This is a genomic window from Frankia sp. R43 (assembly GCF_001306465.1).
Lineage (GTDB): Bacteria > Actinomycetota > Actinomycetes > Frankiales > Frankiaceae > Parafrankia > Parafrankia irregularis.
Genome location: NZ_LFCW01000001.1, coordinates 91,419 through 114,368, shown reverse-complemented (window position 1 = coordinate 114,368; position 22,950 = coordinate 91,419). Strand labels below are relative to the sequence as shown.

Genomic DNA, 22,950 nt, shown 5'->3' with positions numbered 1-22,950 from the left:
GGCCGCCGGACCGACGTGGGTTCAGGTCTCCAGGGTGATCTGGGGCGGTATTCCCCCCTGCGGCCCCTCACCGTTCGGCCCGGTGCCACCCGGGGCGTGGGCGAACTTCGCCACCGAGGCGGCGGCGATCTCGTCCACGACCGTTCCGTCGACCGTCTCCTCCTCGAGCAGGCGGGCGGTCAGCTCGTTCAGGGCGTCCCGGTGCATACGCAGCAGGTCGACGGCACGTGCCTCCGCCTCCCGGAGCAGCCGCGCCACCTCGGAGTCGATCAGCCGCTGGGTCTGCTCCGAGTAGGGGCGGCCGACGATCTCGTCGGTGCCGAGGTAGCCGGGCCCGTCCGAGGCGTACCCGACCGGGCCGACCTCCGCGGAGAGACCGAACTCGCGGACCATGCGGGTCGCCAGCGACGTCGCCCCGGCCAGGTCGTTCGAGGCACCGGTGGACCCGTGCCCGAACACGACGAGCTCGGCGGCCCGGCCCGCGAGGCGGACGGCGAGGCTGTCGGTGAGGTAGTTCTCGCTGTACAGGTGCCGCTCGGCCTCGGGGAGCTGCTGGGTCACCCCCAGTGCCATGCCCGCGGGCAGGATCGTCACCTTCGCCACCGGATCGGCGTCGGCGCAGAGCGCCGCGACCAGGGCGTGGCCGGACTCGTGCACCGCCACCGACCGCTTCTCGTCCGGCAGCAGGGCGTTGGACGCGTCGCGGCGGCCGAGCAGGATCCGGTCGCGCGCGGCGTCGAGATCCGCGGCGCTCAGGGTGGACCGGCCCGCCCGCACGGCGTTGATGGCCGCCTCGTTGATCAGGTTCGCCAGGTCCGCGCCGGAGAACCCGGGAGTGCCGCGGGCCACCCGGGTGAGGTCGACGTCCGCGGTCAGGTGCTTGCCGCGGACGTGCACGGCGAGGATCTCGGCGCGTTCGGCCTGGTTCGGCAGCGGCACGGTGACCTGGCGGTCGAAGCGCCCGGGCCGCAGCAGCGCGCGGTCGAGGGTCTCGGGGCGGTTCGTCGCGGCGAGGATCACCACGCCGCTGCTCGCCTCGAAGCCGTCCATCTCGGCCAGCAGCTGGTTGAGGGTCTGCTCGCGTTCGTCGTTGGCGCCGCCGAAGGCGCTGCCCCCACGACGGCCGCCGATCGCGTCGATCTCGTCGATGAAGATGATCGACGGCGCGCGCCGGCGTGCCTCGGCGAACAGGTCCCGCACCCGGGACGCGCCGACGCCGACGAACATCTCGACGAAACCGGACCCGGCGATCGACAGGAACGGGACCTCGGCCTCACCGGCGACGGCCCGGGCGAGCAGGGTCTTGCCGGTGCCGGGCGGGCCGACCATCAGCACGCCGCGCGGACCGTGCGCGCCGGCCTCGCGGTACTGGTCGGGGTTGCGCAGGAAGTCGACGACCTCGCTGATCTCCTGTTTCGCGCCCTCGTAGCCAGCGACGTCGGTGAACCTGGTCTCCGGGCGGACCACGTCGGTGACCTTCGCGCGGGAGCGGCTGAACATCCCGAGCGGGCCGCCGGCGCCGCCGCCGAGCTGGCGGCGCGCCATCCGACCGGACCACACGAAGAAACCGATCAGCAGGAGCAGCGGCAGGAAGCTGAGCAGCACCGACAGGAAGGACGTCCCCGTCCGGGTCGCGGTGATCTCGACCTTCTTGGCCGCGAGCTTGCTCGTCAGCGCGGTGCTGTCGAGCGCGGTCGGGATCCGGGTGGTGAAGTCCTTGCCGTCGGTGAGCGTGCCGTCGACGGCACCCTGGTCGTCGATCGTGACGGAGCGGACCTGGCCGGCGTCGACCCGGCCGACGAAGTCCGAGTAGGCCAGCTCGTCCGGCGCTGCGGCGAACAGGCTCGGGCCGAACAGCAGCAGCATCGTGACGACGAGCCCGAGCGGGATCAGGAACCGGCGCCAGCCCGGCATCGGCGGGGGAGCAGGCTTGGGTGGGGTGTCCTTCGGCGGGCCGGAGCGCGCCGGAGCGGAGTGATGCGCACCGTCGAGGACGACACGGGAGATCACCGGCTCCACCACAGATCCACCGGCCGCCCCGCGGGCGATCCAACAACAGCTGTCAAAACTCCAGGCACGAACCTCAGTATGCCCAGCTATGACCCGGGCGCCGCCGGTGTGTGCCCTGCATGTGCTTGTTTGGCGGTACCGGAGGAGGAAGAGGAGGCAGCGGCGAGCCGGGCCTGGACCTCCGGTCGGCGCAGCGGCGGCACGGTAGCCGGTGGCGTTCGCCGCGCGGGCAGCTCGCCCAGCAGCCGGTGCACACTCGCGGCGACCTCGGCCACGGCCGCCTCGAACGCCTCGGCCGCGGCGGCCGGTGGCTGGCGCAGACCGCTGACCTTACGGACGAACTGCAGGGCCGCGGCCTCGATCTCCTGGTCGCTCGCGGGCGGGGCGAGCCCACGCAGCTCCGTGATGTTGCGACACATGCCTCCACGATAGGCCACGTGTTCGGTGGCACTGGAGCCCGGAATCTCAGCCTCTCGGAGTCGACTATTTGGGCGGATCGAGGCAGAGCGCCCGGTAGGAAAGCTGGGGGATGTAACTCTGCCAGTCCGCCTCGCTCAGTCGGTTACCGCCGTCCTCACACGCCTTCGCGGCGAGCCGGGTGGGGCTGATGTCGCGGAGGACTACCTCGGCGCCCTCCCCGTAATGCGACAGAGTCGCCAGAATATCGCCGTCCGCACTGAGCGCGACGTCACCCCATTGGCTGCCGTCGGTGTAGCTGACGAGCGCCGAGGGCTGGTCGGGTGTCGTGACATCCCACAAGGTCGCCACGAAGGCCGCAGGATTTCCCTGATCATGCGTGCCGACCGCGAGGGTGTGACCGTCCTGGCTGAACGCCATTCCGTACGCTCTCCCCGGCCTGTTGAGCGTGGCCTTGAGTGCGGGTTTCTGGATCTTGGAGATATCCCAGATCTGGACTGGTCCGGCGGTTGTGCCTACAGCGAAGGTATGGCCGTCCGGGCTGAACGCCATGGTTTCCGTGGTTCCCGGAATTGCCGCTTGATTTTGGGGTGCTCGGGGATCGGTGATGTCCACGAATCTGGTTTCGGCCTGTGCTGTATACAGGGCAAGGAGCGGTTCTTTCGGACTGAACGCCGTCGAAAGCTGGTTGTAGAGTGGCACCGAGTCGGGCATTTGTTTGGGCTGGGTGGCGTCGTGTACATCCCACAGCCGTGGCAGAGACAACGCGCCTTCGCGGACGTCGGCGGCGATGGTTAGACCGTCCGGGCTGAAATGCAGGCCGTCGTACCCACGGTCAGCAGCTTCGGTAGCGCCGGGTTCCAGGACTCCGATGCGCTTGGGATAGGCAGGGTCGGTGACGTCCCAAAGCTGTCCGAGGTAGCGGTGCGTACCGTCGTCACGGAGAACGGCGAGTTTCTTGCCGTCCGGGCTGAACACGGCGTTGCTCAGCCAGCTGTCGGGGTGCTCCGCGTCACCCACGATCATGGGATTGTGAGGATCGGTGACCTTCACCAGCCAGGCGTGGCGGTCGGCGGTGAAAGCAAGGAGTGCGCCTGCCGGGCTGAATGCGACGCTGTTGACGAACGGGTTCGAGCCGGGTTGGGGAACCTTAATGGTTTTGACCGGCGTGCTCGAAAGCGAGACGAGAACCGCACTCGTTGTTTCTGCTGTCCGGGTATGAGCATTCTCTGCGAGGAGGAACGAGGTCAGGCTTAGCCGCCGCGCGAGGTCCGGATCGTTGCGCCGCAGCGCCGCCGCGCTGGTCGCGAGTTCGCGCGCGACCGTCACGACGTCGACGGACTCGGTCCTGTCGCGGGTGAGCGCGATCGGGACGATCACCGCCGGCGCCGTGACCGCAAGCGCCAGCGCGGCGATCACCAGCCGCCGGCGACGTCGTCCGAATTCTGGCTTCGGAGGCACGTGGATCTCGCCCGAGTCGCCCTCGTGGCCACCGACCCCGCGGCTGGCACTGGAGCGGCTCGTGCCGGTTCGGCGGTCCTCCTGGGCAGCCGCCCCCCCATCTGCGTCGACTTCCCGACCTGCCGTCTCATGGGTGTCCGCGTCAGGGTCGGTGACGTCTTCGTGGCCGTTGGGATCGACTGACGGCTCGGTATCACTGGAGTTGGCGGCGGTTGTTCCGCCGAGGTGTACGTAGTCACCGGGGGAGGCCGGCGCGGACGGGATGGGATCTGCCCGAGGCGGATGGGTCGGTGGAGAGGCAGCCTCGGTTCCGTCTGAAAAATCCATTCCAGACATCGCGTCGTCGTATGCTGAGCCCGACCTGTTTGAGCCGTGGCCGATATGTACAGCGTCGGGCGGATTCTTGGAAGACTGACCTGTATCCGAGTCGTCGGAGGCGGATCGCCCGTCACTCAGCGGACGTCCGATGCCGTGAGCAGCATCAAGAGGATCATCCTGGGTGAGTGTGGTGGTCCCATCGACGGGACGTATCGGGGTCGGCTCGTCGGCTGACGGACTCGCGGCGGGATCGGTGTCGTTGCGACGATCTCCAGCAGGCAGGTCGGCAGTCTGTGCGTCGGGGTCGCCCGGGAAGGCTGGAGCGAAGTCGGAGCTGATCGGCTCGGCAGAGGGAGGTACGGCGACCACGCCGGGGAACTGCGGAGCGGCAACCGGCTTCACTCGCCCGGCCAGCGCGCCGCGGATGCTTGCGAGAAGGTGATCCCTCGCTTGATCGGCCGACAGGTCGAACAAGTCGAAAGATACTACCCCTTCCAGTAGATCGGGTCGGGGGCAGTCTTGTATACGGACCGGAATCACCTTCCGGGCGATTCCGGCGGGGTCTTGGTGAAAGGCGGTTTCCCACTCCTTCCGCCCGTATACCGACGCCAGGTATTCGTGGGAGAGCACCGCCACAACCTTGTTGCTGCCGCGCACTCCTTCGACCATCCGGGACATCCAGTGCGCCCCGGCCACAAAGTCCCAGGCCTGAATCAGGACGCGGAAGCCGGCTTCCTCAAGTTGCCAGGCGATCCACTCGGCCCACGGCCGGTCTGCCGCCGTATAGGAGACGAAGAAGTCCCAACGGGTTCCCTCGGCCGGGATCACCACGCCGCCGCCATTAAATCCAGATCCATCTGCCGGGTCCCCGGCGGGTTGCAGACGTCCCCCGACGTCACGCTCAAAGCCTCTCACACCCCCTCAATCGTGTCGACAGGGGTCCGCTCGTGTGGCTGGTGGTTCTGGCGGGGGCAAAGCTCCGACCGATGTTCTGTCGCGGTACTAAATGTCCTGGTAGAGGGTGGGCCGGAGAGGAGCGCGGTCAGCGGGCTAGAGGTCGACCTCGCCGATGATGCAGGTCACGGCGTCGCCGCCGACCCAGATGGTGCCGGCCTCGTCGCGGGAGAGACGGACCTGCCCCTCCCGGCCGAGCCTGGTGCCCTGCCGGGTGGTGTACGGGCCGTGGACCACGCCGGTGTCGAACAACCAGGTGGCGAGCGAGGCGTTCAGGCTGCCCGTCACCGGGTCCTCGACCGTGGTGAGCAGATGGCTGAACGCCCGCACCTCGAAGGCGGCCGGGCCGCCCTCCGGGTGCGGGCCGATGACACCCACGCTCAGGTCGACGGCGCCCGGCTGGATCGCCAGCACCGCCTCGGCGGAGTCGAGCATCACCGCCACCCAGCCCGGGCCGTTGTCCACCCACTGGGCGGCGACGATGTCCGTGGTCTCGATCCGCAGGACCTCGGCGAGGTGAACCAGCAGCTCGGCGTCCGCCTGCTCGTAGCGCAGCAGCGGCGGCGCCGCGAAGGCCAGCCCCGACGGCGCCTCCCGGCGGACGGTGATCAGGCCCGCGTCGCATTCCTGGATGATCCGGTCGTCGTCGCGGGGTGCCCCGCCCGCGCCCAGCCAGGCGTGGGCGGTTCCCAGCGTCGGATGGCCCGCGAACGGCACCTCGCTCGCCGGGGTGAAGATACGGACCCGGTAGTCGGCCGCCGGTGTGGTCGGCGCGACGACGAAGGTCGTCTCGGAGAGGTTCGTCCAGGCCGCGAACCGCTGCATCTGCGCGGCGGTCAGGCCTTCGGCGTCGAGGACCACCGCGAGGGGATTACCGAGGCAGGGCCGGTCGGTGAAGACGTCGACCTGCTGGAACGCGCGTCGCATGGCGGGGCCGGGTCGGCGGGGGCGCTCAGGCGCGCTCGGTCGCCGGGCCGTACCGCTCGCGGAACCGGCTGGCCCGGTAGACCCCGAGGATCCGGTAGTCGGCGAAGAAGCCGAGCTCGGAGAAGGCCCGTTCGACGGCCGGGTCCTCCGGGCTGCCCTCGATGTCGGCGAGGAACTGCGTCGCCACGAACTCGCCGCTCACCATGCAGCTCTCCAGTTTCGTCATGTTGATGCCGTTGGTGGCGAAGCCGCCCATCGCCTTGTAAAGCGCCGCCGGCATGTTCCGGACCTTGAAGACGAAGGTGGTGACGATCGGCCCGACGCCGGCCGCGGCGCGCAGGCGTTCGTTGGAGAGGATCAGGAAGCGGGTGGTGTTGTGCTCCTCGTCCTCGAGATCGGCCCGCAGCACCCGCAGACCGTACTCCTCGGCCGCCAGCCGGGAGGAGACCGCCGCCTTCGTCACGTCGTCCCATTCGGCGACCTCGCGCGCGCTGCCCGCGGTGTCCGCGGCCGGGACGGCGGTGAGCCCGAGCGCGCGGATGGCGTTGCGGCACTGTGCCAGCGCCTGCGGGTGGCTGTGCACCGTCTTGAGGTCGTCCATGGTCGCGCGCGGCAGGCCCACGAGCTGGTGCCGGATCGGCAGGAAGTACTCGCCGATGATGTGCACGGACGAGTTCGGGAGCAGGTGATGAATGTCCGCCACCCGGCCCGCGGTCGAGTTCTCGACCGGAATCATGGCCAGGCCGACGGTGCCGTCCTCCAGCGCGGTGAAGCACTCCTCGAAGGTCTGGAACGGTACCGCCTCGAAATCGGGGTAGACGTCGCGGCAGGCGATATGGGAGTTGGCCCCCGGCTCGCCCTGATATGCGATCTTCTGACGCCCGGCCATTACGGTTTCCTGCCTTCGGTTCGTGGTTGGTCCTGCGTGCGGCACGTCCCGGTGCCGCCTTTCGACGGTACCGGGCGGTGAGCGGGTTCCCGCCCGCCGCGGGACGGAGCTCACCGCGGCGGGCGTCAGCCCGAGTGGGCGGCCTCGAAGGCCTCGATGATCTCCCGTGGGATGCGGCCGCGGTCACCGACCTCGAAGCCGTTCTGTTTGGCCCACCAGCGGATCTGGCCGGGATCCCGGCCGCCGGCCCCGGCGCCGCCCGGGCCGGAGGAGCCGGCGGTGCCCGAGGAGCCCGGGGAACCGGCGGAGGTGAGCGCCACCGACCCGCGCGGCCCGGCCGGGGCGGGAAGGAGCCGGTCGCCCGGTTCGGTCGGCAGCCCGATCCCCGCCATGGCCCGGATGTGATCGGGCTCGCGGGCAGCGGCGATCGCGAACGCGGCGGGCAGATACGTGATCGTGATCAGGTCGTCGTCGTCCCGGCCGACGACGACGTCCCGGGCCAGGTCGGCGAGGTGCTCGTGGTGGGTCAGCAGGATGATCTGCCAGCTGGGCGCGAACTCGGTCAGCACCCGCAGGGCGGCCCTGGTCCGATCGTCGTCGAAGGTCATCAGGACGTCGTCGAGCACGACCGGCAGCGTGGGCTCGCCGCGATCGGCCCGCTCCCGCTGCAGCTGGTCGATCGCGGCCAGCCGCAGGGCGAGGAACACCTGGTCGCAGGTGCCCTCCGACAGCTCGTGCGGCCCGAGCTCGTGCTCGTCCGAGCGGATGACCTTCAACGTCCGGGCGTTGTCGCCGCGGTCGACGGCCCGCAGCGCCACGTACCGGCCCTCGGTGAGCCGTTCGAGCAGCTGCCCCGCCGCAGTGAGCAGGGGCGACGCGTGGCGACGTTCGTACGCCGCCAGCTCGCCGCGCAGCGTCTCGTGCTGGATACGGGCGATGACGTAGCGTTCCGCGGTCTCCGCGACCAGGGCCAGCGACTCCTGGGCCCGCGCGTGCAGCTCGCCGGCGCTCGCGCCGCTCTCCAGATCGAGCAGACGTCGCTCGACGGTGCCGACCGCCGTCCAGGCGTCCGTCTGCGCGGTGGCGTACCGGTCCCGCTCGTCCCGGGCGCGGGTGACCTCGGCCGCCAGCTCCGCGTCCGTCCGTCCGGTCAGGTCGCCGACGACGGCCTCGAGGTCGTCGCCGGGGACGGTCGCATGCAGGAGGGCCTCGGCGGCCGTCAGCTCCGCTGTCACATGGGCGAGGTCCCGCTGGCGGGCCGCCGCGTCCGCGAGGGTCTGCCCGGGTGTGAGGGTGACCTGGGCACCGAGCTCGTCGAGACGTCCCGCGGCGCTGTCCCGCAGGCCCGCTGCCGCCTCGACGCGGGTGGTGAGTCCGTCGATCGCCTGGTCGATCTCCGTGGCGCGGGCCCGGTTCTGCGCGGCGACCCGGTGCAGGCCGCTGAGCTGATCGACCAGGTCGGCCAGTGCCCCGATCTCGGCATCCAGATCGTCGGCCGTCGCCGTCGCCGTCGCCGTCGCCGTCGCCGTCGCCGTCGCGTTTGCGGTCACGTGTGCCGCTGCCGCTGCCGCTGCCGCTGCCGCTGCCGGCGTGGCGGTCCGGCGCAGGCCGTGCCGGGCGGCCAGGCCCGTCACCTCGGCGGCGAAGTCGCCGAACACGCCGCCGGCGGCGTCGGCGTCCCGGCCGGCCCGCAGCGCCAGCTCGTGCAGCGCGGCGGCCTCGGTGAGCACAGCCCGCCGCTCGGCCCACCCCCGGGGGTCGGTGACGTCCGCCAGGGCGGCCCGGCGGACGAGGGCCTGCCAGTCGTCCTCGGCACCACGCAGCTCCTCGCGGCGTTTCGCCAGGTCACGCTCCGCCTCGTCGACGACACGCCCGGAATGCAGCGCGGTGGCGCGCTGCTCCCGGGCCCGATCGTCGTCGTCGAGCACGCCATGCGCGGCGCCGAGCAGGCTGTCGAGGTCGGCTTCCGCGGCCGGGACACCGACCTGGGCCAGCGCTTCGGCCAGCGCGCCGCGCTGCGCCCGCACCTGCGGGTCCAGCCCGGTGACGCGAGCCTGCGCGGCGAGCAGCTCGCCGTGCGCGCGATGCGCGTCGTCGACGGCCTGCAGGACGTCGTCCACGTCGTCCCGGTCGGGAGCGGCGAGGCCGGCGTCCTGCCACAGCGCCGTCCAGACGGCGCCGGCCCGATCGGCGGCGTCGGCAGCCGCGGCGGCGGCGGACACCGCGTCCGTGACCCGCTCCCGGGCGGTCGCGGCCTCCCGGCGGAGCTGACCGCGCCGGGCCGCGAGGTCGGCGTGCCGGATGAGCTGGTCGGCGACCTCGTCGGCCTGGGCGATGCCGGCGGCGAGCACCGGCAGGAGCTCACCGGCCCGCTGCCGGCTCAGACCCTGCACCGCGCCGGGCGCGGCGGTGTCCGATGCGGCGATGACGTCCGATGTGGCGGTGGTGTCCGACGTGGCGGTGGTGTCCGACGCGGCGGTGCCGGTCGCGGCGATCAGCAGGTCCCACAGCCGGGTGCGGGTCGCGCGGGCCTGCTCCAGCGTCGCGGAGTCCGGCAGGTCCTGCTCGTCCACTTCGGCGAGCCGGCCCTGGGCGAGATCGTCATCGCGGGTGGCCCCGACCAGTTCCTCCTCGCGCCGGGCCAGTGTCACCCGCGCCGCGTCCAGCTCCTTGCGCGCCGCCCGCACCTCGGCGCGCAAGGGCAGGGCCGGCGGAGGGCCGTCCAGGTCGCGGGCACCGGCGCGGTGCAGTGCCGCCCGCCGGTCGCGGACCGCGTGGGCCGCCGCGTCGACGGCGTCCCGGGCCAGCGCGGTCGCCGACCCCTGGGCGCCGACCGCGGCGACCACGGCCTTGAGATGGCTGATCGTGGCCGGATCGGCCCCGGGGGAGAGCTCGGTGGCGGCGTCGTGGCGCTGGCGGGCGGCGGACAGTGTCTCCTCGGCCCGGCCCAGCTCGTCGCCGAGGTCACCGATCGTGGCGGCCAGCGCGTCCAGCTGGGCGGCGAGATCTCGGGGGACGTGCAGCTGGTCGAGCAGGTCGGCGGTGTCGCGCCCGTCGCTCGGGCCGACGAGGCCCAGCACCAGCGCGCGGGCCCGCGCGGCCTGGTGACCTGACTCGGTGCCCAGTTCATGGGCACGGCGGCCGTCGCCCAGCCGGGCGACGCTGGCCCGGTCCAGCCGGATGATGGTCTCGCCGTCCGCGAGCACGGCCTCGTCGACGGTCAGCTTCGCGCGCGCGGCGCGGCGTTCGGTCAGCTCGGTGGTCAGCCGTTCCAGCTCCGCCTCGGCGGCCACGGTCTGCGCGGCACTGGCGTCGAAGACCGCCGCCTGCTCCGCGGTGAGCACGGTGCCGGCTGTGAGCAGGGCGATCCGGCGCTCCCGGAGCACCACGAGGTCCCGGACGAAGGCCGCGGCCCGGCCCCGCTGTTCCATCCGGTCGAGCCGCGCGGCGGCGGCCCGGGCGGCCGCCGCTGCCGCCGCGGCCTCGTCGCGGCGTAGCGCCAGCTCGTGGCGCGCCGCCTCGACCTGGGCCGCGCGGGTCATGGACGACGTCGCCTGCTCGGCCTGGCGCTGGTAGTCCGCGAGCGCGATGCGCAGCTTCGACGTCCTGCTGTTGCGATGCTGCTTGTAGAGGGAGTCGACCTCGGCCTCAAGCGCGTCGAGCAGGCTGCGCACGGCCCGCCCGCTGCGCGCGGTGAAGACGAGCTCGGCGAGGTCACCGCGGCCCGCGAAGACCAGGTCGCCGCCTTCGCGCAGCTCGGCGTGGGAAAGCCCGAACGCGCGGCGCCAGCGGTCGCGTTCCGCGGCGCCGCCGGAGCCCCAGGGCGGCGTGAACGGGACGCCGTCCGCGACCGTCTGCAGACCGGTGTTGCGGCGCCTGATCTCCATCGGCGCCGTCGGCGCCGGTGGCAGCTCGACCTCGGCGCTCAGGCTCAGTGCGCCCAGGCCGAAATGGAAGCTCTGCCGGGTGCCGCGGAAGGTCCACAGCAGGTCGGACAGCGCGTCCAGGGTGGTGGACTTGCCGGCCTCGTTGGCGCCGACGACCAGCGTCAGCCCGGGGCCGAACTCGACGCGGCGGGCTTCGAAGGCACCGTAGCGCTCAAGCCCCAACGCCCGGATGCGCATCAGGCGTCACCGCCGGCCAGCCGGGCCAGCAGGCCGGCCCCGGCCCGGTGTGCCAGCTCGCCGAGCGTGCCGGGGTCACCCAGGTCGAGCAGCTCGGCGGTGCGCAGCAGCCGCCCGACCTCCCGATCGAGCGGGCCGGCCCACTGCCGGAGCAGGTCCGGTTGCCCGCCGAGCGATTCGCACGCGACCCGGATCGACGTGATCAGCTCGGGGTCGACGCCGCCGGCGGACGCCGGATCGGTGACCCGGGTGACGATCTTCTCCAGGCAGACCCGCAGGCCGTCCGCGACGGAGCGCAGCTCCTCGCGCAGCCGCTCGGCGTCGGCGAGGTCGGCGGCGGCCCGGCTGGTGCCGGTGAGCACGATCCGCGCGACGACGGGGCGGTCGCCGGCGGCGTCCCGCGCGTCCCGCAGCTCCCGTGCGATCCGGTCGAGGACGGCGTCGAGGGTGGCGGTGCCGCTGGTGTCGACCGTGATCATCGCCCAGCGGGCGACATCGCACGGCACGTGCTCGACGCGGGCGGGGCCGGTGCCGGTGATCTCGACGACGAGCGCGCCCTTCGGGCCGGCCTCCCGCGGGGTGCGGCCCTGCAGGTTCCCGCTGAACGCCGCCACCTGCTCGCCGGCGGCCACCACGCGATGGGTGTGGACGTGGCCGAGCGCGAAGTAGTCGTACCGGGTGCGGGCCAGGTCGTCCGCCGAACACGGCGCGTAGTTGTCGTGGCCGTCGGCGCCGTCCGCCGCGGTGTGCAGGAGACCGACGTTGACCAGCCCGCCGACGGCGTCGGGGTACCGCAGGACGAGGTTGGCCCCGATGGCACGGGTCGCGTAGCTCTGCCCGTGCACCGCCAGGCCCAGGTCCTCGACGATGTGCGTGTCCGGCTGGTCGGCCGGGAACACGAAGACGTTGGGGGGCAGCGTGAGCGTCCGGGTGATCTCGCTCTCGGCATCGTGGTTCCCCGAGATCATGAACACCCGGACGCCGCTGTCGCGCAGGCGCCCCATCTGCTCGACGAAGTACCGCCCGGTCGCGTAGTCGTGCCAGGTTCCGTCGTAGATGTCCCCGGCGAGCAGCAGTGCGTCCGCCTGCCTGGCGATGGTGAGATCGACCAGGTTGCCGAGCGCCCGCCTGGTCGCCTGGCGGAGCAGTTGGGCGAGGTCGCCGTCGCCGAGCCGGGTCAGCCCGCGCAGGGGGCTGTCGAGGTGGACGTCGGCTGCGTGAACGAGACGCATCTTCCCTCTTGCGGCGGGCCGCCCCCGCGCAGTGGGTGATGCGCGGTTGCGGTCGGGTGGCACGGCTCGCGTGGTGCGATCCGCGGACGGCCCTCGTCGCGACGCGCGAGGCCGAACGGCCAGAACCTAGTACCGCAAAGGGACATCTCGAACAGTCCCACGCCGTGTGGGCACGTGACATTGGCGAATTTCCGGATCGTTGCCGGTCCAGCGTGGTCCTGATGTTTCTCTCTGTTGCGTGGGCAGCTGTGCGTGCAGCCCCGGTACGGGAGCGTTCAGCGCCCGGAGCGTGCGCCCGATCCCGACGTCGAGCGCGTGCGCCGGGCCCGGCTGCGCGTGCCCACGTCGACCTGCCGGGTCGGCCCGGCGCCGTCGGCGACGCTGGCCAGGTCCGCCGCGATGCTTCGGTTGATCAGGCCGACGGTTCGTTCCCGGTCGCTGGCGTCGAGTCCTTCGAGCAGGCTGTGGATCAGGCTCACGGTCGTCCTCCGCGTGGTGGTGTGATCGTGTTGCTCGTTTTTCCTGCTTCCCGGGTAGGCGCGGGTTAAGCCTGCGAATTACGAGATTCCGACCCGGAGCACCGGGTGACCTGGCTCACCCGGCGGCTCGGCCCACCGGGTCGATCCGCTCACCGGGTGGCTCCTTCACCGGGTCGCTCGGTGCACCGGGTCGCTCAGTGCACCGGGGAGAGCCCGCCGTCCAGGTTGATGCCGGCGCCGGTGAGGTAGGCCGCCCGCGGCGAGAGCAGGAACGCGGCGAGGTCGGCGAAGTCACGGGCCTCGCCGACCCGCCCGAGCGGGATGCCGGAGTTCTGGCCGAGGTCGGCGTAGAGGTCACTCGTGCTGACACCGAGCTCGGTCGCCCGCCGTTCCCACTGCCTGCTCTCCAACAGCCCGATGAGCACCGCGTTGACCCGGATCCCGTCCCGGCCCAGCTCCTTCGACAGAGCCTTGGTCAGGGCGAGGCCGGCGGCCCGGGACACCGAGGTGGGTGTCGATCCGGCCCCCGGTGCCTTCGCCGCCACGGCGAGGGTGTTGACGATGCTGCCGCCACCGGCGGCGCGCAGATGCGGAAGCGCCAGCCGGATGAGCCGGATCGCGCTGTAGACCTTGAGCTCGAGGTCCTCGCTCCACATCTCGTCGGTCTGGGTGTCGAACATCTCGGCGGCGCTGCGCCCGGCGTTGTTCACCAGCCCGTCGATCCGGCCCCAGCGGCCGACGGCGAGCTCGGTGAACCGCTCCAGGTCGGCGGGGCTGGTGACGTCGGCGGCCACCGGCAGCACATCCGCCTGGTCCGCACCGGCCTTGATGATCTCTTCGGCGAGCTGGTCGAGGGCCTCGGCGCGGCGGGCGCAGAAGGCCACCCGCGCGCCCTCCGCGGCCAGGGTGCGGACGAGCGCCGCGCCGAGACCTTCGGAGCCACCGGTGACCAGGATGACCCTGCCAGCCAGTTCAAGATCCATGGAGCATCCTCCGTCGTCCACGGTCCGGTCCCCATCGGCCCGTCCGATCCCTGAAGACCCTAGGGACACCGGGGCGGTCTACTCCTCCTCGGGCCCCCTGCCGACCCGGCGGGCGTGGCGGCCGCGGCCGGTACCGCGGCGGTGGACAGCGCGACCCGTGAGCAGGGCGAGCGCCGCGGTGAGCATGCCGGTGCCCGCGACGGCCGCGACAGCGGCCGGCCCGTCCAGCGGAAGGAACGGAAGGAGGCGCTCACGTACCGGGCCGGCCTGGGTGCCGGGCCGGTCGGGGAAGCGGATGCGCGCGGAGATGGTGTTCTCGACCAGGCCGCTGCGCAGGGTGATCGTCGCCTTCCACGGGCCGGCCGGTACCAGCGGATCCAGGAAGACCGTGACCGGGTCGCTTTCGCCCGGGGCGATGGTCGTCCCGAGCTTCGCGTCGAACGGGCCGGCCCGCAGGCCGCCGGGTCCGTCGGTCAGCAGCAGCTCGCCGGTGATGTCCAGGGCCCGCCCACCCGTGTTGTGGACGGTTGTGATCATGGCGGGTCGCCCGTCCTCCAGCCGCCGGGCCACGATGTCCGACATGGTGAAGGCGGACGGCGCGGGTCCGCCCGGCCCGATGTCGAGATAGATGCGGATGCCCACCCTGTTGACCATCTCGACGCCGCCGTCGTCGTTCGTGGTGCTGGCGGTCTCGGCCCAGAGGACGCCGTAGTGCTCGCCGGGCGAGGCGTCGGTCGGCACGGCGACGCGGACCGTGACAGTGTCGACGCTGTGCGGCGCGACTTCGAGGACCTCCTTGTCGACGCGGGTCCACGTGGTCAGCTCGTTGGCGGCGTGGCCGTCACCGAAGGAGAAGCGGCCCTTCCCGACTGTCGCGGCGCCCGGGTAGATGGTGATCCGGCGCGGCTCGGCGCTGTTGTTGGCGACCTCGACGTGCCGGTCGATGACCGTGCCCGGCTCCAGATGATCGATCAGGTACTGCCGGGCGCGCGGGTCGAGGCGCAGGCTGTCGGTGACCTCCATGAGACGGACACCGATCGAACCGTCATCGCTCGCCCGCGCTGCGGGCGAGGCACCCGCGGTGATCGTGGCCAGCAGCAGACTGGCCACGATCACCGAAATGGTCCGCGCGATGTAATGGCCGGGCAGTGCCCGGCCAGATCGCTGTTCCGTCGTTACCCCCTGGCGTGCGTGGCCGTCCGTGGTCGCGGACGGCCAGACCGCTAGGCGACCGAGTGCGTCACCGTCGCGGTGAAGGTGCCTGCCACCCTCGACGCCGCCGGAATCGTGACGGTGACGGTCGGGTTCCAGGACGCGGTGTTCACGCCGGTGCCAGCCGTGGCCGTCACCGCGGTCTGCGCGGTGGCAGAGAGCGCGGCCACGTTTGATCCCGTAGTCGAGACATTACTAGCTGTGATTGTTCCGGGTGCGTAGGCGGCGGCGGACGCCGGAATCGTGACGCCCGCGGCCGTGCCGCTGCCCGCGAACGCCGAGGAGGCGACACTCGCGACCCAGGTCGCGGCGGCAAGGCCGCGCGAGTCGGTGACGGCCACGGTGCCCAGCGGCCCGGACACGGTCGGCGCGGTGACGGCGAACGAGCCGAGGTTCACCGCTGCGGGCCCCGGGACGGTGATGTCGAGGGTTCCGCCGGTGAGCGTGAACGTGACGGTGGTCGTGCCGGACGTCGCGGCGGTCGCGGGTGGGGTGAGCGCCAAGCCCGCCGCCATGATCGTCGCGGCTCCGATGGTTACCGCGAGTGATGATCTGCGCATGCCGCACCTCCGTTCCCGGCGGCGTACCGCCGTGGCTCGCTGTCCCGACTGGCCGCCAGGACGGGGATGTTTATCGATCGTGAGTGTCGCCACCGTAGCCAGGTCAAGAGGTAATAGCTACTCTCCGTAACCGCGAGTGGCCTGGGGTAAAGGTCACCTCGGGAACGAGTGGTGGGGAACCGGCCAGGCCGCTCCCGGTGGCCGAGTCCCGCCCCGATCGGCCGGTCCGGCGATGTGTGACGCCCGGTCCCGCCGGGTTCGTTCAGGAATCGGATCTTCAGCTGCGGCGGGCATCCTTGCCCGCGATCAGCACCCGCGATACCAATGCGCGGTGCGCAACCGTCTGCCGGGCTGCGGCTTCCGCTTGGCCGGGTTCCGTCGAATGCACCCTTCCCGGCGGCTGACGCTCGCCGCGCTGACACTGGTGTCATCCGGTATGGGGATCGCACCTGCCAGCGCGGCGTTGAACATCACCGTGCCGACCGCGAAGGACCTCGGTTCCCGGCAGGTGGGCACCGGCACGCTCACGGCGGCGCTCGGCACTGTCACGGTCACCAGCACGAACCTGGTCGGCACCTGGACGACGTCGGTGTCGTCGACGAACTGCACCACCGGTGCCGGAGGAAGCCAGCAGACGGTGCTGAACAGCAATCTGTCCTACTGGTCCGGGCCCGTCACCGCCACCACGGGCCTGCTCTCGGTCACCACCCCGGGCCAGGCCACGGCGGCCAACGCGGTCACGCTGAGCACCACCCGCACCGCCTTCTCCGCGGTCACGCTCAACGTCCTGCAGAGCACCGTGTCGTGGAATCCCACGCTCATCGTGAACGTCCCGTCCAGCGTGGTCGCCGGCATGTACACCTGCACGGTGACCCACTCGGTGGCCTGAGCCCGCGGCGGACGGCGCCTGCGCGAGCACCGGCGCGCCGGCGGAAGAAAGCGGCGCGCTAGCGGAAGAAGTCGACGCCCGATCCGGTCATCCGCCGTGGCAGCGACTCCGGGTCGGTCCCCGGCGGCAGCAGACGGACACCGGCATGCAGCAGCACGACACCGGAGCGGCCGACGAGCACCGGGTCGAGGAGCACCTCGGCGACGGCGGGCGCACGCTCGGCGAGCCGGGCGAGCCGGTGCAGCACGTCCTCCAGGGCGGCGAGATCGGCTGGCGCCGTCCCACCCGTGGCGCCCGTGCTGCCGGAGTCGCCGGTGCCGACCAGCATGACGGCGCCCCGGATGCCGCGCACCAGCTCCGCGGCGTCCCGGTCGGTGAGGGGCAGCGCGCGGGCCAGCGGGTCGACGAGCAGGTCCGCGACCGCTCCGCCCAGCCGCAGCGACACCAGCGGCCCGACCGCCGGGTCATGGGTCATGCGGACCACGGTGGAGACACCAGCCGGGGCCATCGGCTGCACCAGCATGTCGCCCGGCCCGACCGCGGCCCGGATGGTGCGCCACGCCTCGGCCAGCGCGCCCGGACCCTCGATGCCCAGGCGCACCGCGCCGACGTCCAGCCGGCCACGGAAGCGCTCGTCCGCGATCTTGAGGGCGACTGGCCACCCGATCCGTTCGGCCGCGGCCAGCGCGTGGCTTTCGGAGACCACCCGTTCAGCCGGCCAGACCGCGAGGCCGACTCCGGCGAGGATTCCCGTGACCCGGCCCGGTGGCAGCCATTCGCCGTCCATCGCCGCGCCGTCCATCGCGCGCATGGTCCGGCCCAGGTCGAGCCGGTCGAGGGTGGGCACCGTGCCCTGGTCGCGGTCCCGCCAGGCCGCGTGGTCGGCGGCCCGGGCGATCGCCCACGCCGCCGACTCCGGCGAGGCGAAGGACGGCACCGAGCCGCGGCCCGGCGTCGAGGCGCGGCCCGGCGTGGAGACGTGGCCCGGCGTGGAGACGTGGCCCGGCGTCGAGGCGGAACCCGGGGCCGAGGCGTGGCCCGATGCCGCGCCGTGGTCGGTCCGGCGGGCGGCCAGCGCGGCCGGGATCCCGTCATGGCCGAGGAAGGACGCGACGACCGGCAGGCGGCCCGCCGCGGCGACGCCGCGCACGGCCCGCGCCAGCTCGTCGCCAGCGGGATGCGGGGTGATCAGCACCAGCACGGCGTCGACGTCGCCCGAGCCGGCGACGGTGCGCAGCGCCGCCTCGAACCGGTCCGGGGCGGCCATCGCGCCCAGGTCCACCGGGTTCGTCGCGTCCTGGCCGTCAAGCAGGTCACCCAACGCGGCCGTGGTGGCCGGGCCGAACCGTGCCACGTCGAGCCCGGCCGTGTGGCAGGCGTCCACCGCCAGGGCGGCCAGCGCGCTGGACGTCCCGACGATGCCGACCCGCCGCCCGGCCGGCAGCGGCTGGGACACCAGCAGCGCGGCCATGTCGAAGAGCTGCCCCAGCGTGTCGACCCGGATGACGCCGGCGCTGGTGAACAGCGCGTCCAGCGCCGGATCGGTGGAGCTGCCGCCGCTCTTGAGCGCGATCACCGGCTTGCGCCGGCCCAGCCGCCGGGCGATCCGGGCGAACTTGCGGGGGTTGCCGAAGCTCTGCAGGTGCAGCAGGATGACCTCGGTGCGCTCGTCCGACTGCCAGAACTGCAACAGGTCGTTGCCCGAGACGTCCGAACGGTCACCGGTGGAGACGAACGTCGACAGGCCGATCGAGCGCCGCGCCGTCTCGGCGAGGAAGGTGCCGGCCAGCGCCCCGGACTGGGTGAAGGCACCGACCCGCCCGGTCGGGGGCGAGCCGGCGGCGAACGTGGCGTGCAGGCGGACCGCCGGATCAGTGTTGATCACACCCATCGCGTTCGGGCCGATCAGCCGCATGCCCGACTCGCGGGCCAGTCGGGTCACCTCGGCGAGGCGGGCCCGGCCGTCGGCCCCGGCCTCGGCGAAGCCGGCCGAGACGACGATCAGGTTCCGGACGTCCTTCTGCGCGCAGGCGCGGACGGCGTCGGCGACCTGGGCCGCCGGCAGCGCGATCACCGCCAGGTCGACCGGGTCCGGGATCTCGCGCACGTCGGGATAGGCGTAGACCGAGGCGATCTGCCGGGCCGCCGGGTTGACCGGGTAGACCGGGCCGTGGAAGTCGCTGGACAGCAGCCGCCGGAACACCTCGTGGCCCGCGTTGCCCGGTCGCCTGCCGGCGCCGATGACCGCGACCGCCCGGGGGTTCAGCAGCCGGGCGATGCTGCGTGCCTCGGCACGCTGCTCCAACGCCCGCGAGATGCCCCGCGCCCGCGGCGCCTGGGCGGTCGAGAACACCATCCGGATGATCCGCCCGCCGCCGCCGCCGCTGCTGCTGCCGTCGCCGTCGCCGTCGCCGCGGCTGCCGCTGTCGGTGCCGGAACTGTCGTCGGGAGCGTCGTCGGGGACGAACCCGGCGGCCTGGAAGACCCGCTGGGCGTGGTCGTTGCTGCTGGGCAGGTCGGCGACCAGGTGCCGAACGCCCAGATCGCCGGCGGCCGCGGTCAGGTGCTCCAGCAGCAGCGGCCCCACACCCCGGCGCCGGTACCCCGTCCGCACGACCAGGCGGACCCGGGCCGGGCCCGGGCGCGCGCCCGACCGGACGTACTCCGCCGCCCCGACCAGCCGGCCGCGCAGGATCGCGACGACCACCAGATGGTCCCGGTGGTCGTCGTCGGTGAGTCGCTTCGCGAGGGCGTCGGACGTCTGCTCGTCGTCCCACGGGGCGGGCAGGCCCGCGGCCTCGGCCTCAGTCAGGCCGGAGTACAACGCGGCGAGATCGGCCGCGTCGGTGCCGAGCGCCGGCCGCAGCTGGACGGGCGCGCCGTCGGTGAGCACGGCGTCCGCCTGCCAGCGCGCCGGACGGCCCAGATCTCGCACGGCCTCATCTCGTACGGCCTCTGCCATCGCCGAGCCTCCTACCTCCCGGATGCCCACCTCCGGTGCCGTCAGCCCTGCGATCATGCTGCCGTCACGCTGCGATCGTGCGCGGCCGGGCGGGTTCAGCCGAAAGGTCCGGGTAAAAAGTCGGAATGCCAGCGCAAATCATAGGCTGGACGGCATGGACGGCGGCAGAGAGCCGGCGGTCGGTGCGGGCGGTCGGGTGACCCCGGCCGAGCCGCGTTGGCTCCGGGACAGCGAACGGACCGCCTGGCGAGGCCTCATCAACGTCATGACGCGCCTGCCCGCGGCCCTCGACGCCCAGCTTCGCCGTGACGCGGGCCTGAGCCACTTCGAGTACTCGGTGCTCGTCGGTCTCTCCGAGGCGCCGAACCGGACCCTGGCGATGGCCCGGCTCGCCGAGTTCACCTGCGGGTCGCTGTCCAGGCTCTCGCACGCCGTCAAACGCCTGGAGGACAAGGGCTGGGTGCGGCGCTTCCCGTGCGCCGCCGACGGGCGGGTCACCAACGCGATCCTGACCGACCTCGGTTTCGAGAAGCTCGCCGCGACCGCTCCCGGCCACGTCGAGACCGTCCGTGACCTTGTGGTGGAGGCACTCTCGCGGGATCAGCTGAACCAGCTCACCGCGATCTGCGGCCAGGTCCTCGACCGGCTGGACACCCCACCCCCACCGACCCGGCCCTGCTGACCGGTTCCGGGCCGGCGGCAGGGGAGTCCCTCGGGAGCGTGGCGGATCCCGCACCGCCGCGCGGCGCCGACAATTCCTCTCAAGGGGACAAAAGGGTCGAGGTGTCGCCTGGCAACCCGCAAGGAAGAAGGATTTCGGTCGTTGGAGCGACCAAAATCGTTCACTCTTGCGACTCGCCAAACCGGGCTACCGGGCTACCGGGCGCTCGGAGGTCCGGCAGCGTTCGTGGAGTGCGAACACCTCCGCCCGCCGTTGGGGCTAGACGCCTGTCGTCGAGCCCGGCCGGGCGATCATCAGCACGGTGACCACCGTCCACAGCAGGCTGAACAGGCCGCTGGTCATGGCGACCCGGGTGGTGCTCACGGCCGAACCCGGGGACGTCCGGACCTGCTCGATCAGCTGCTGCTGGCTGGGGAGCACCGCCATCGCGAGGACGAGCGCGGCGATCCCGGTGAGCACGATCGAGGCCACCAGCCAGGGGTCGCCGACCACGCCCATGCTCATGGCCGTGGCCAGCCCGAGGATCGGTACCACGATGCCGATCGCCGCGTACACGTTGCAGATGCGGTGCAGGGTGCTGACCACTCCCACGGCCCGGGGGTCGGGCTCACGCAGCGCCGACCGCACCGCCGGGGCGAACATGCTCGCCGCGACCGTCACCGGGCCGACGGCGATGATCGCGGCGAGGACGTGGACGCTGAGGAGAAAGGTGGTCACAAACGCCGAGGTTAGGTGCCGCGCCGTGGCCTCCAGGGCGACCGGAGCCACCAGCCGCCTGCAGCCTGCGGCCCGCCGATCCGAGCCGCTCGCCCCTTGACCGACCGGGCTGCCCGGCCCTCCCCGCCAGCCCTGGCCGGTCAGGCTCGTCCAGTCCTGCTCGTGGTCGGTCCCCGGTCGGTCCTGCTCGGTCCCGGTCCGCTCGGGGCGGTGCTTCAGTCCCGCGCGGGCAGCGCGTCGAAGACCGCGGGCCGCTTCTCGGTCCGTGCGGTGAGCGCCTCGGCGAGTCCCGGGCCGTCGAAGGCGATGTCCATCTGCTGGAGCGTGTCGGTGAGGGCGTCGTCCGCGGAGCGGTCGAGGTCGGCGTAGACCTGCTTCTTGATGGTCGCGAACGAGAACGGCGAGCAGTTGGCAGCCAGGTCCGCCGCGTAGGCGAGGGCGGCGTCGAGCACGGTGCCGTCCGGGACCACCCGGTGGACGAGGCCGATGGCCGCCGCCTCCTGGGCGTCGAGGGTCCGGCCGCTGAGCAGGAGGTCCATCGCGGCCTGCACGCCGATCACCCGCGGGAGCAGCCAGGAGACGCCGTACTCGGCGGCGAGCCCCAGGCGCGAGAAGGCGGTCGCGATCTTCGCCGACTCGGCCGCGAACCGGATGTCGCTGCCCAGCATGTAGGCGAAGCCGATGCCGACGGCGGCGCCGTTGATCGCGGCGATCACGGGCTTGCGCAGCCGCACGGCCAGCGTCGGCAGGTCCTCCCGGGCCGGGATGAACTTCTTGATCATCTCGGGCCCGCCGCGCAGCACGTCCAGGTCGGCGCCGGAGCAGAAGCCGGGGCCGGCGCCGGTCACGACGATCACGCGGACGGCCGGATCGTCGTCCGCCGCGCGCAGTGCGTCCGCGTAGGCGGGGCCCATCGTCGCGGTGATCGCGTTGCGCGCCTTCGGGCGGTTGAAGGTGATGACACAGACCCCGTCGCGGATCTCGGTCAGAATCTCGCGGTCGTCGGTTTCCGTCGTCACGCTGCCCGCCTCAGTGATTTGGCCCTGGTCTGGTCTGATCCGTCGCCACCCGCACGTCGTCAAGGAGACTAGGCGACCGCCGTTGTCCGGCGCTCGTCAGATGTGACGGACGACGGATCGGTTCAGATGTGACGGACGACGGGTCGGCGACGGAGCGGACGAACCGGGCGAAGCCGGATCGACCGGGTGCGCGCGACCATCGACCGGGTGCGCGCGACCCGAGCGGCCGGCGGGCGCGTGCCTGCGCATGCGCACCACCGGCCGCCGTGGCGTCCGCAGCCTGCGATCTCAGCTTCCGCCGCCGCGGGCGGGTGCGGCCGGGTCCAGGTGCGGCTGCTGTTCGGCCCGGGCTGCGCCGGCGGCAGCCCGCCCGCTGAAGCCGCTGTGCATGAGGGTGTCCAGGCGGGGCTCCTCACCGTCCGCGGAGCGCATGGTCGCGGCGAACTTGGTCAGACCGATCACGAGCGCGGTGAGCGCGACCCACAGGACGACCAGCGAGTACGTGGGATGGTGATGTACTGCGGCCCAGAACGCCATCGCGACCGAGAACGCGCCGATGGTCAGCGGAGCCCACCAGGTGCCCCCATGCGCTGCCTGCCGCTGCGAGAACGCCGAGACCAGGGCGTGGATGCCGAGGGCCAGCAGTGACCAGGCGGCGATCCGGGCGACCACGGCCAGTGTCGGGCTGGGCCAGACGAGCGCCACGATGCCGCCGGCGGCCAGCGCGACGGCCAGGGCCGCGTGTGTGGGCCGCCAGGAGACGCCGGAAGCCAGGCCGGTGACCAGCTCGCTGAGCGCACCCAGCAGCAGCGTGATCCCGAGCATGACGGCGATCGACTTGCCGGTGGTCAGTCCGAACATCGGGATGGCCAGTGCGAACAGCAGCCAGCCGATGCCCAGCGGGAGCAGCGCCCCCATGGCCTTGGCGCCCAGGTCCTGGCCCGCTCCCGCACCACCGGCCGCGCCGCCGTGGCCACGGCCGCGGCCATGCTCGTGAAAGGCGTGGCCATGAAGATCGTGGCCGTGGCCGCGAAGATCGTGGCCGCGATCGCCTGATGCACTCATGAAGTCATCCCTCCAGCAGGGTGGTTGTCGTGTGCGGGTTCTCCCTCACC

Annotated in this window: 17 protein-coding genes; 2 read left to right on the top strand and 15 right to left on the bottom strand. The window is 72.4% G+C overall.

Features of this window, described 5'->3' with window-relative positions:
- Window positions 1–21 precede the first annotated feature (21 nt).
- The 11 genes from ftsH to ACG83_RS00410 all read right to left on the bottom strand — a co-directional run bounded on the left by ftsH (window position 22) and on the right by ACG83_RS00410 (window position 15,566).
- Window positions 22–2,010 carry an ATP-dependent zinc metalloprotease FtsH gene (ftsH, locus tag ACG83_RS00465; protein ID WP_054565304.1) on the bottom strand — a complete coding sequence of 663 codons (1,989 nt, stop codon included), beginning with the start codon at window positions 2,008–2,010 and terminating at the stop codon, window positions 22–24.
- 86 nt (window positions 2,011–2,096) lie between these two features.
- Window positions 2,097–2,429 carry a DUF2277 domain-containing protein gene (locus tag ACG83_RS00460; RefSeq protein WP_083472940.1) on the bottom strand — a complete coding sequence of 111 codons (333 nt, stop codon included), beginning with the start codon at window positions 2,427–2,429 and terminating at the stop codon, window positions 2,097–2,099.
- Window positions 2,430–2,493: 64 nt separating this feature from the next.
- Entirely contained in the window at window positions 2,494–5,121 is a 2,628-nt protein-coding gene (locus ACG83_RS41810) for a TIR domain-containing protein (protein ID WP_235497471.1), read from the bottom strand.
- A 135-nt stretch (window positions 5,122–5,256) separates the two neighbouring features.
- A complete protein-coding gene (locus tag ACG83_RS00445; RefSeq protein ID WP_054564189.1) occupies window positions 5,257–6,087 on the bottom strand; it encodes a PhzF family phenazine biosynthesis protein in 831 nt (276 codons plus the stop codon).
- 25 nt (window positions 6,088–6,112) lie between these two features.
- On the bottom strand, window positions 6,113–6,976 hold the full coding sequence (locus ACG83_RS00440; protein ID WP_054564188.1) for a prephenate dehydratase: 864 nt from the start codon (window positions 6,974–6,976) through the stop codon (window positions 6,113–6,115).
- A gap of 125 nt (window positions 6,977–7,101) precedes the next feature.
- The gene (locus ACG83_RS00435) at window positions 7,102–11,100 is read right to left on the bottom strand and encodes a histone-like nucleoid-structuring protein Lsr2 (protein WP_054564187.1); all 3,999 of its coding nucleotides are present in this window, start codon (window positions 11,098–11,100) and stop codon (window positions 7,102–7,104) included.
- Entirely contained in the window at window positions 11,100–12,332 is a 1,233-nt protein-coding gene (locus tag ACG83_RS00430) for a DNA repair exonuclease (protein WP_054564186.1), read from the bottom strand. Before ACG83_RS00430 ends, ACG83_RS00435 begins: the two co-directional genes overlap by 1 nt.
- Window positions 12,333–12,607: 275 nt before the next feature.
- Window positions 12,608–12,811, bottom strand: a complete 204-nt coding sequence (locus ACG83_RS00425) for a hypothetical protein (RefSeq protein ID WP_054564185.1) — start codon at window positions 12,809–12,811, stop codon at window positions 12,608–12,610.
- Window positions 12,812–13,005: 194 nt separating this feature from the next.
- Window positions 13,006–13,794, bottom strand: a complete 789-nt coding sequence (locus tag ACG83_RS00420; RefSeq protein ID WP_054564184.1) for an SDR family oxidoreductase — start codon at window positions 13,792–13,794, stop codon at window positions 13,006–13,008.
- Window positions 13,795–13,872: 78 nt separating this feature from the next.
- Window positions 13,873–14,910 carry a hypothetical protein gene (locus ACG83_RS00415; protein ID WP_054564183.1) on the bottom strand — a complete coding sequence of 346 codons (1,038 nt, stop codon included), beginning with the start codon at window positions 14,908–14,910 and terminating at the stop codon, window positions 13,873–13,875.
- A 107-nt stretch (window positions 14,911–15,017) separates the two neighbouring features.
- A complete protein-coding gene (locus ACG83_RS00410; RefSeq protein ID WP_054564182.1) occupies window positions 15,018–15,566 on the bottom strand; it encodes a hypothetical protein in 549 nt (182 codons plus the stop codon).
- A 382-nt stretch (window positions 15,567–15,948) separates the two neighbouring features.
- Between ACG83_RS00410 and ACG83_RS00405 the strand changes: the two genes are divergently transcribed.
- Window positions 15,949–16,455, top strand: a complete 507-nt coding sequence (locus ACG83_RS00405; protein ID WP_054564181.1) for a hypothetical protein — start codon at window positions 15,949–15,951, stop codon at window positions 16,453–16,455.
- A gap of 58 nt (window positions 16,456–16,513) precedes the next feature.
- Here ACG83_RS00405 and ACG83_RS00400 read toward each other — a convergent pair whose 3' ends face one another.
- Entirely contained in the window at window positions 16,514–19,417 is a 2,904-nt protein-coding gene (locus ACG83_RS00400) for a GNAT family N-acetyltransferase (RefSeq protein ID WP_054565303.1), read from the bottom strand.
- 154 nt (window positions 19,418–19,571) lie between these two features.
- On the opposite strand from ACG83_RS00400, the gene ACG83_RS00395 reads away from it, so the two are divergent.
- Window positions 19,572–20,099 (top strand): MarR family winged helix-turn-helix transcriptional regulator, encoded by a 528-nt coding sequence (locus ACG83_RS00395; RefSeq protein WP_054564180.1) that lies wholly within the window; start codon window positions 19,572–19,574, stop codon window positions 20,097–20,099.
- Window positions 20,100–20,357: 258 nt separating this feature from the next.
- On the opposite strand, the gene ACG83_RS00390 is transcribed toward ACG83_RS00395, so the two are convergent.
- The 3 genes from ACG83_RS00390 to ACG83_RS00380 form a co-directional block, all read right to left on the bottom strand.
- Complete coding sequence (locus tag ACG83_RS00390; RefSeq protein WP_054565302.1) at window positions 20,358–20,816, bottom strand: hypothetical protein; 459 nt, start codon at window positions 20,814–20,816, stop codon at window positions 20,358–20,360.
- 215 nt (window positions 20,817–21,031) lie between these two features.
- Window positions 21,032–21,835 carry an enoyl-CoA hydratase-related protein gene (locus ACG83_RS00385; protein ID WP_083472938.1) on the bottom strand — a complete coding sequence of 268 codons (804 nt, stop codon included), beginning with the start codon at window positions 21,833–21,835 and terminating at the stop codon, window positions 21,032–21,034.
- Between the two features lie 288 nt (window positions 21,836–22,123).
- Window positions 22,124–22,900 carry an HdeD family acid-resistance protein gene (locus tag ACG83_RS00380; protein WP_054564179.1) on the bottom strand — a complete coding sequence of 259 codons (777 nt, stop codon included), beginning with the start codon at window positions 22,898–22,900 and terminating at the stop codon, window positions 22,124–22,126.
- Window positions 22,901–22,950 lie beyond the last annotated feature (50 nt).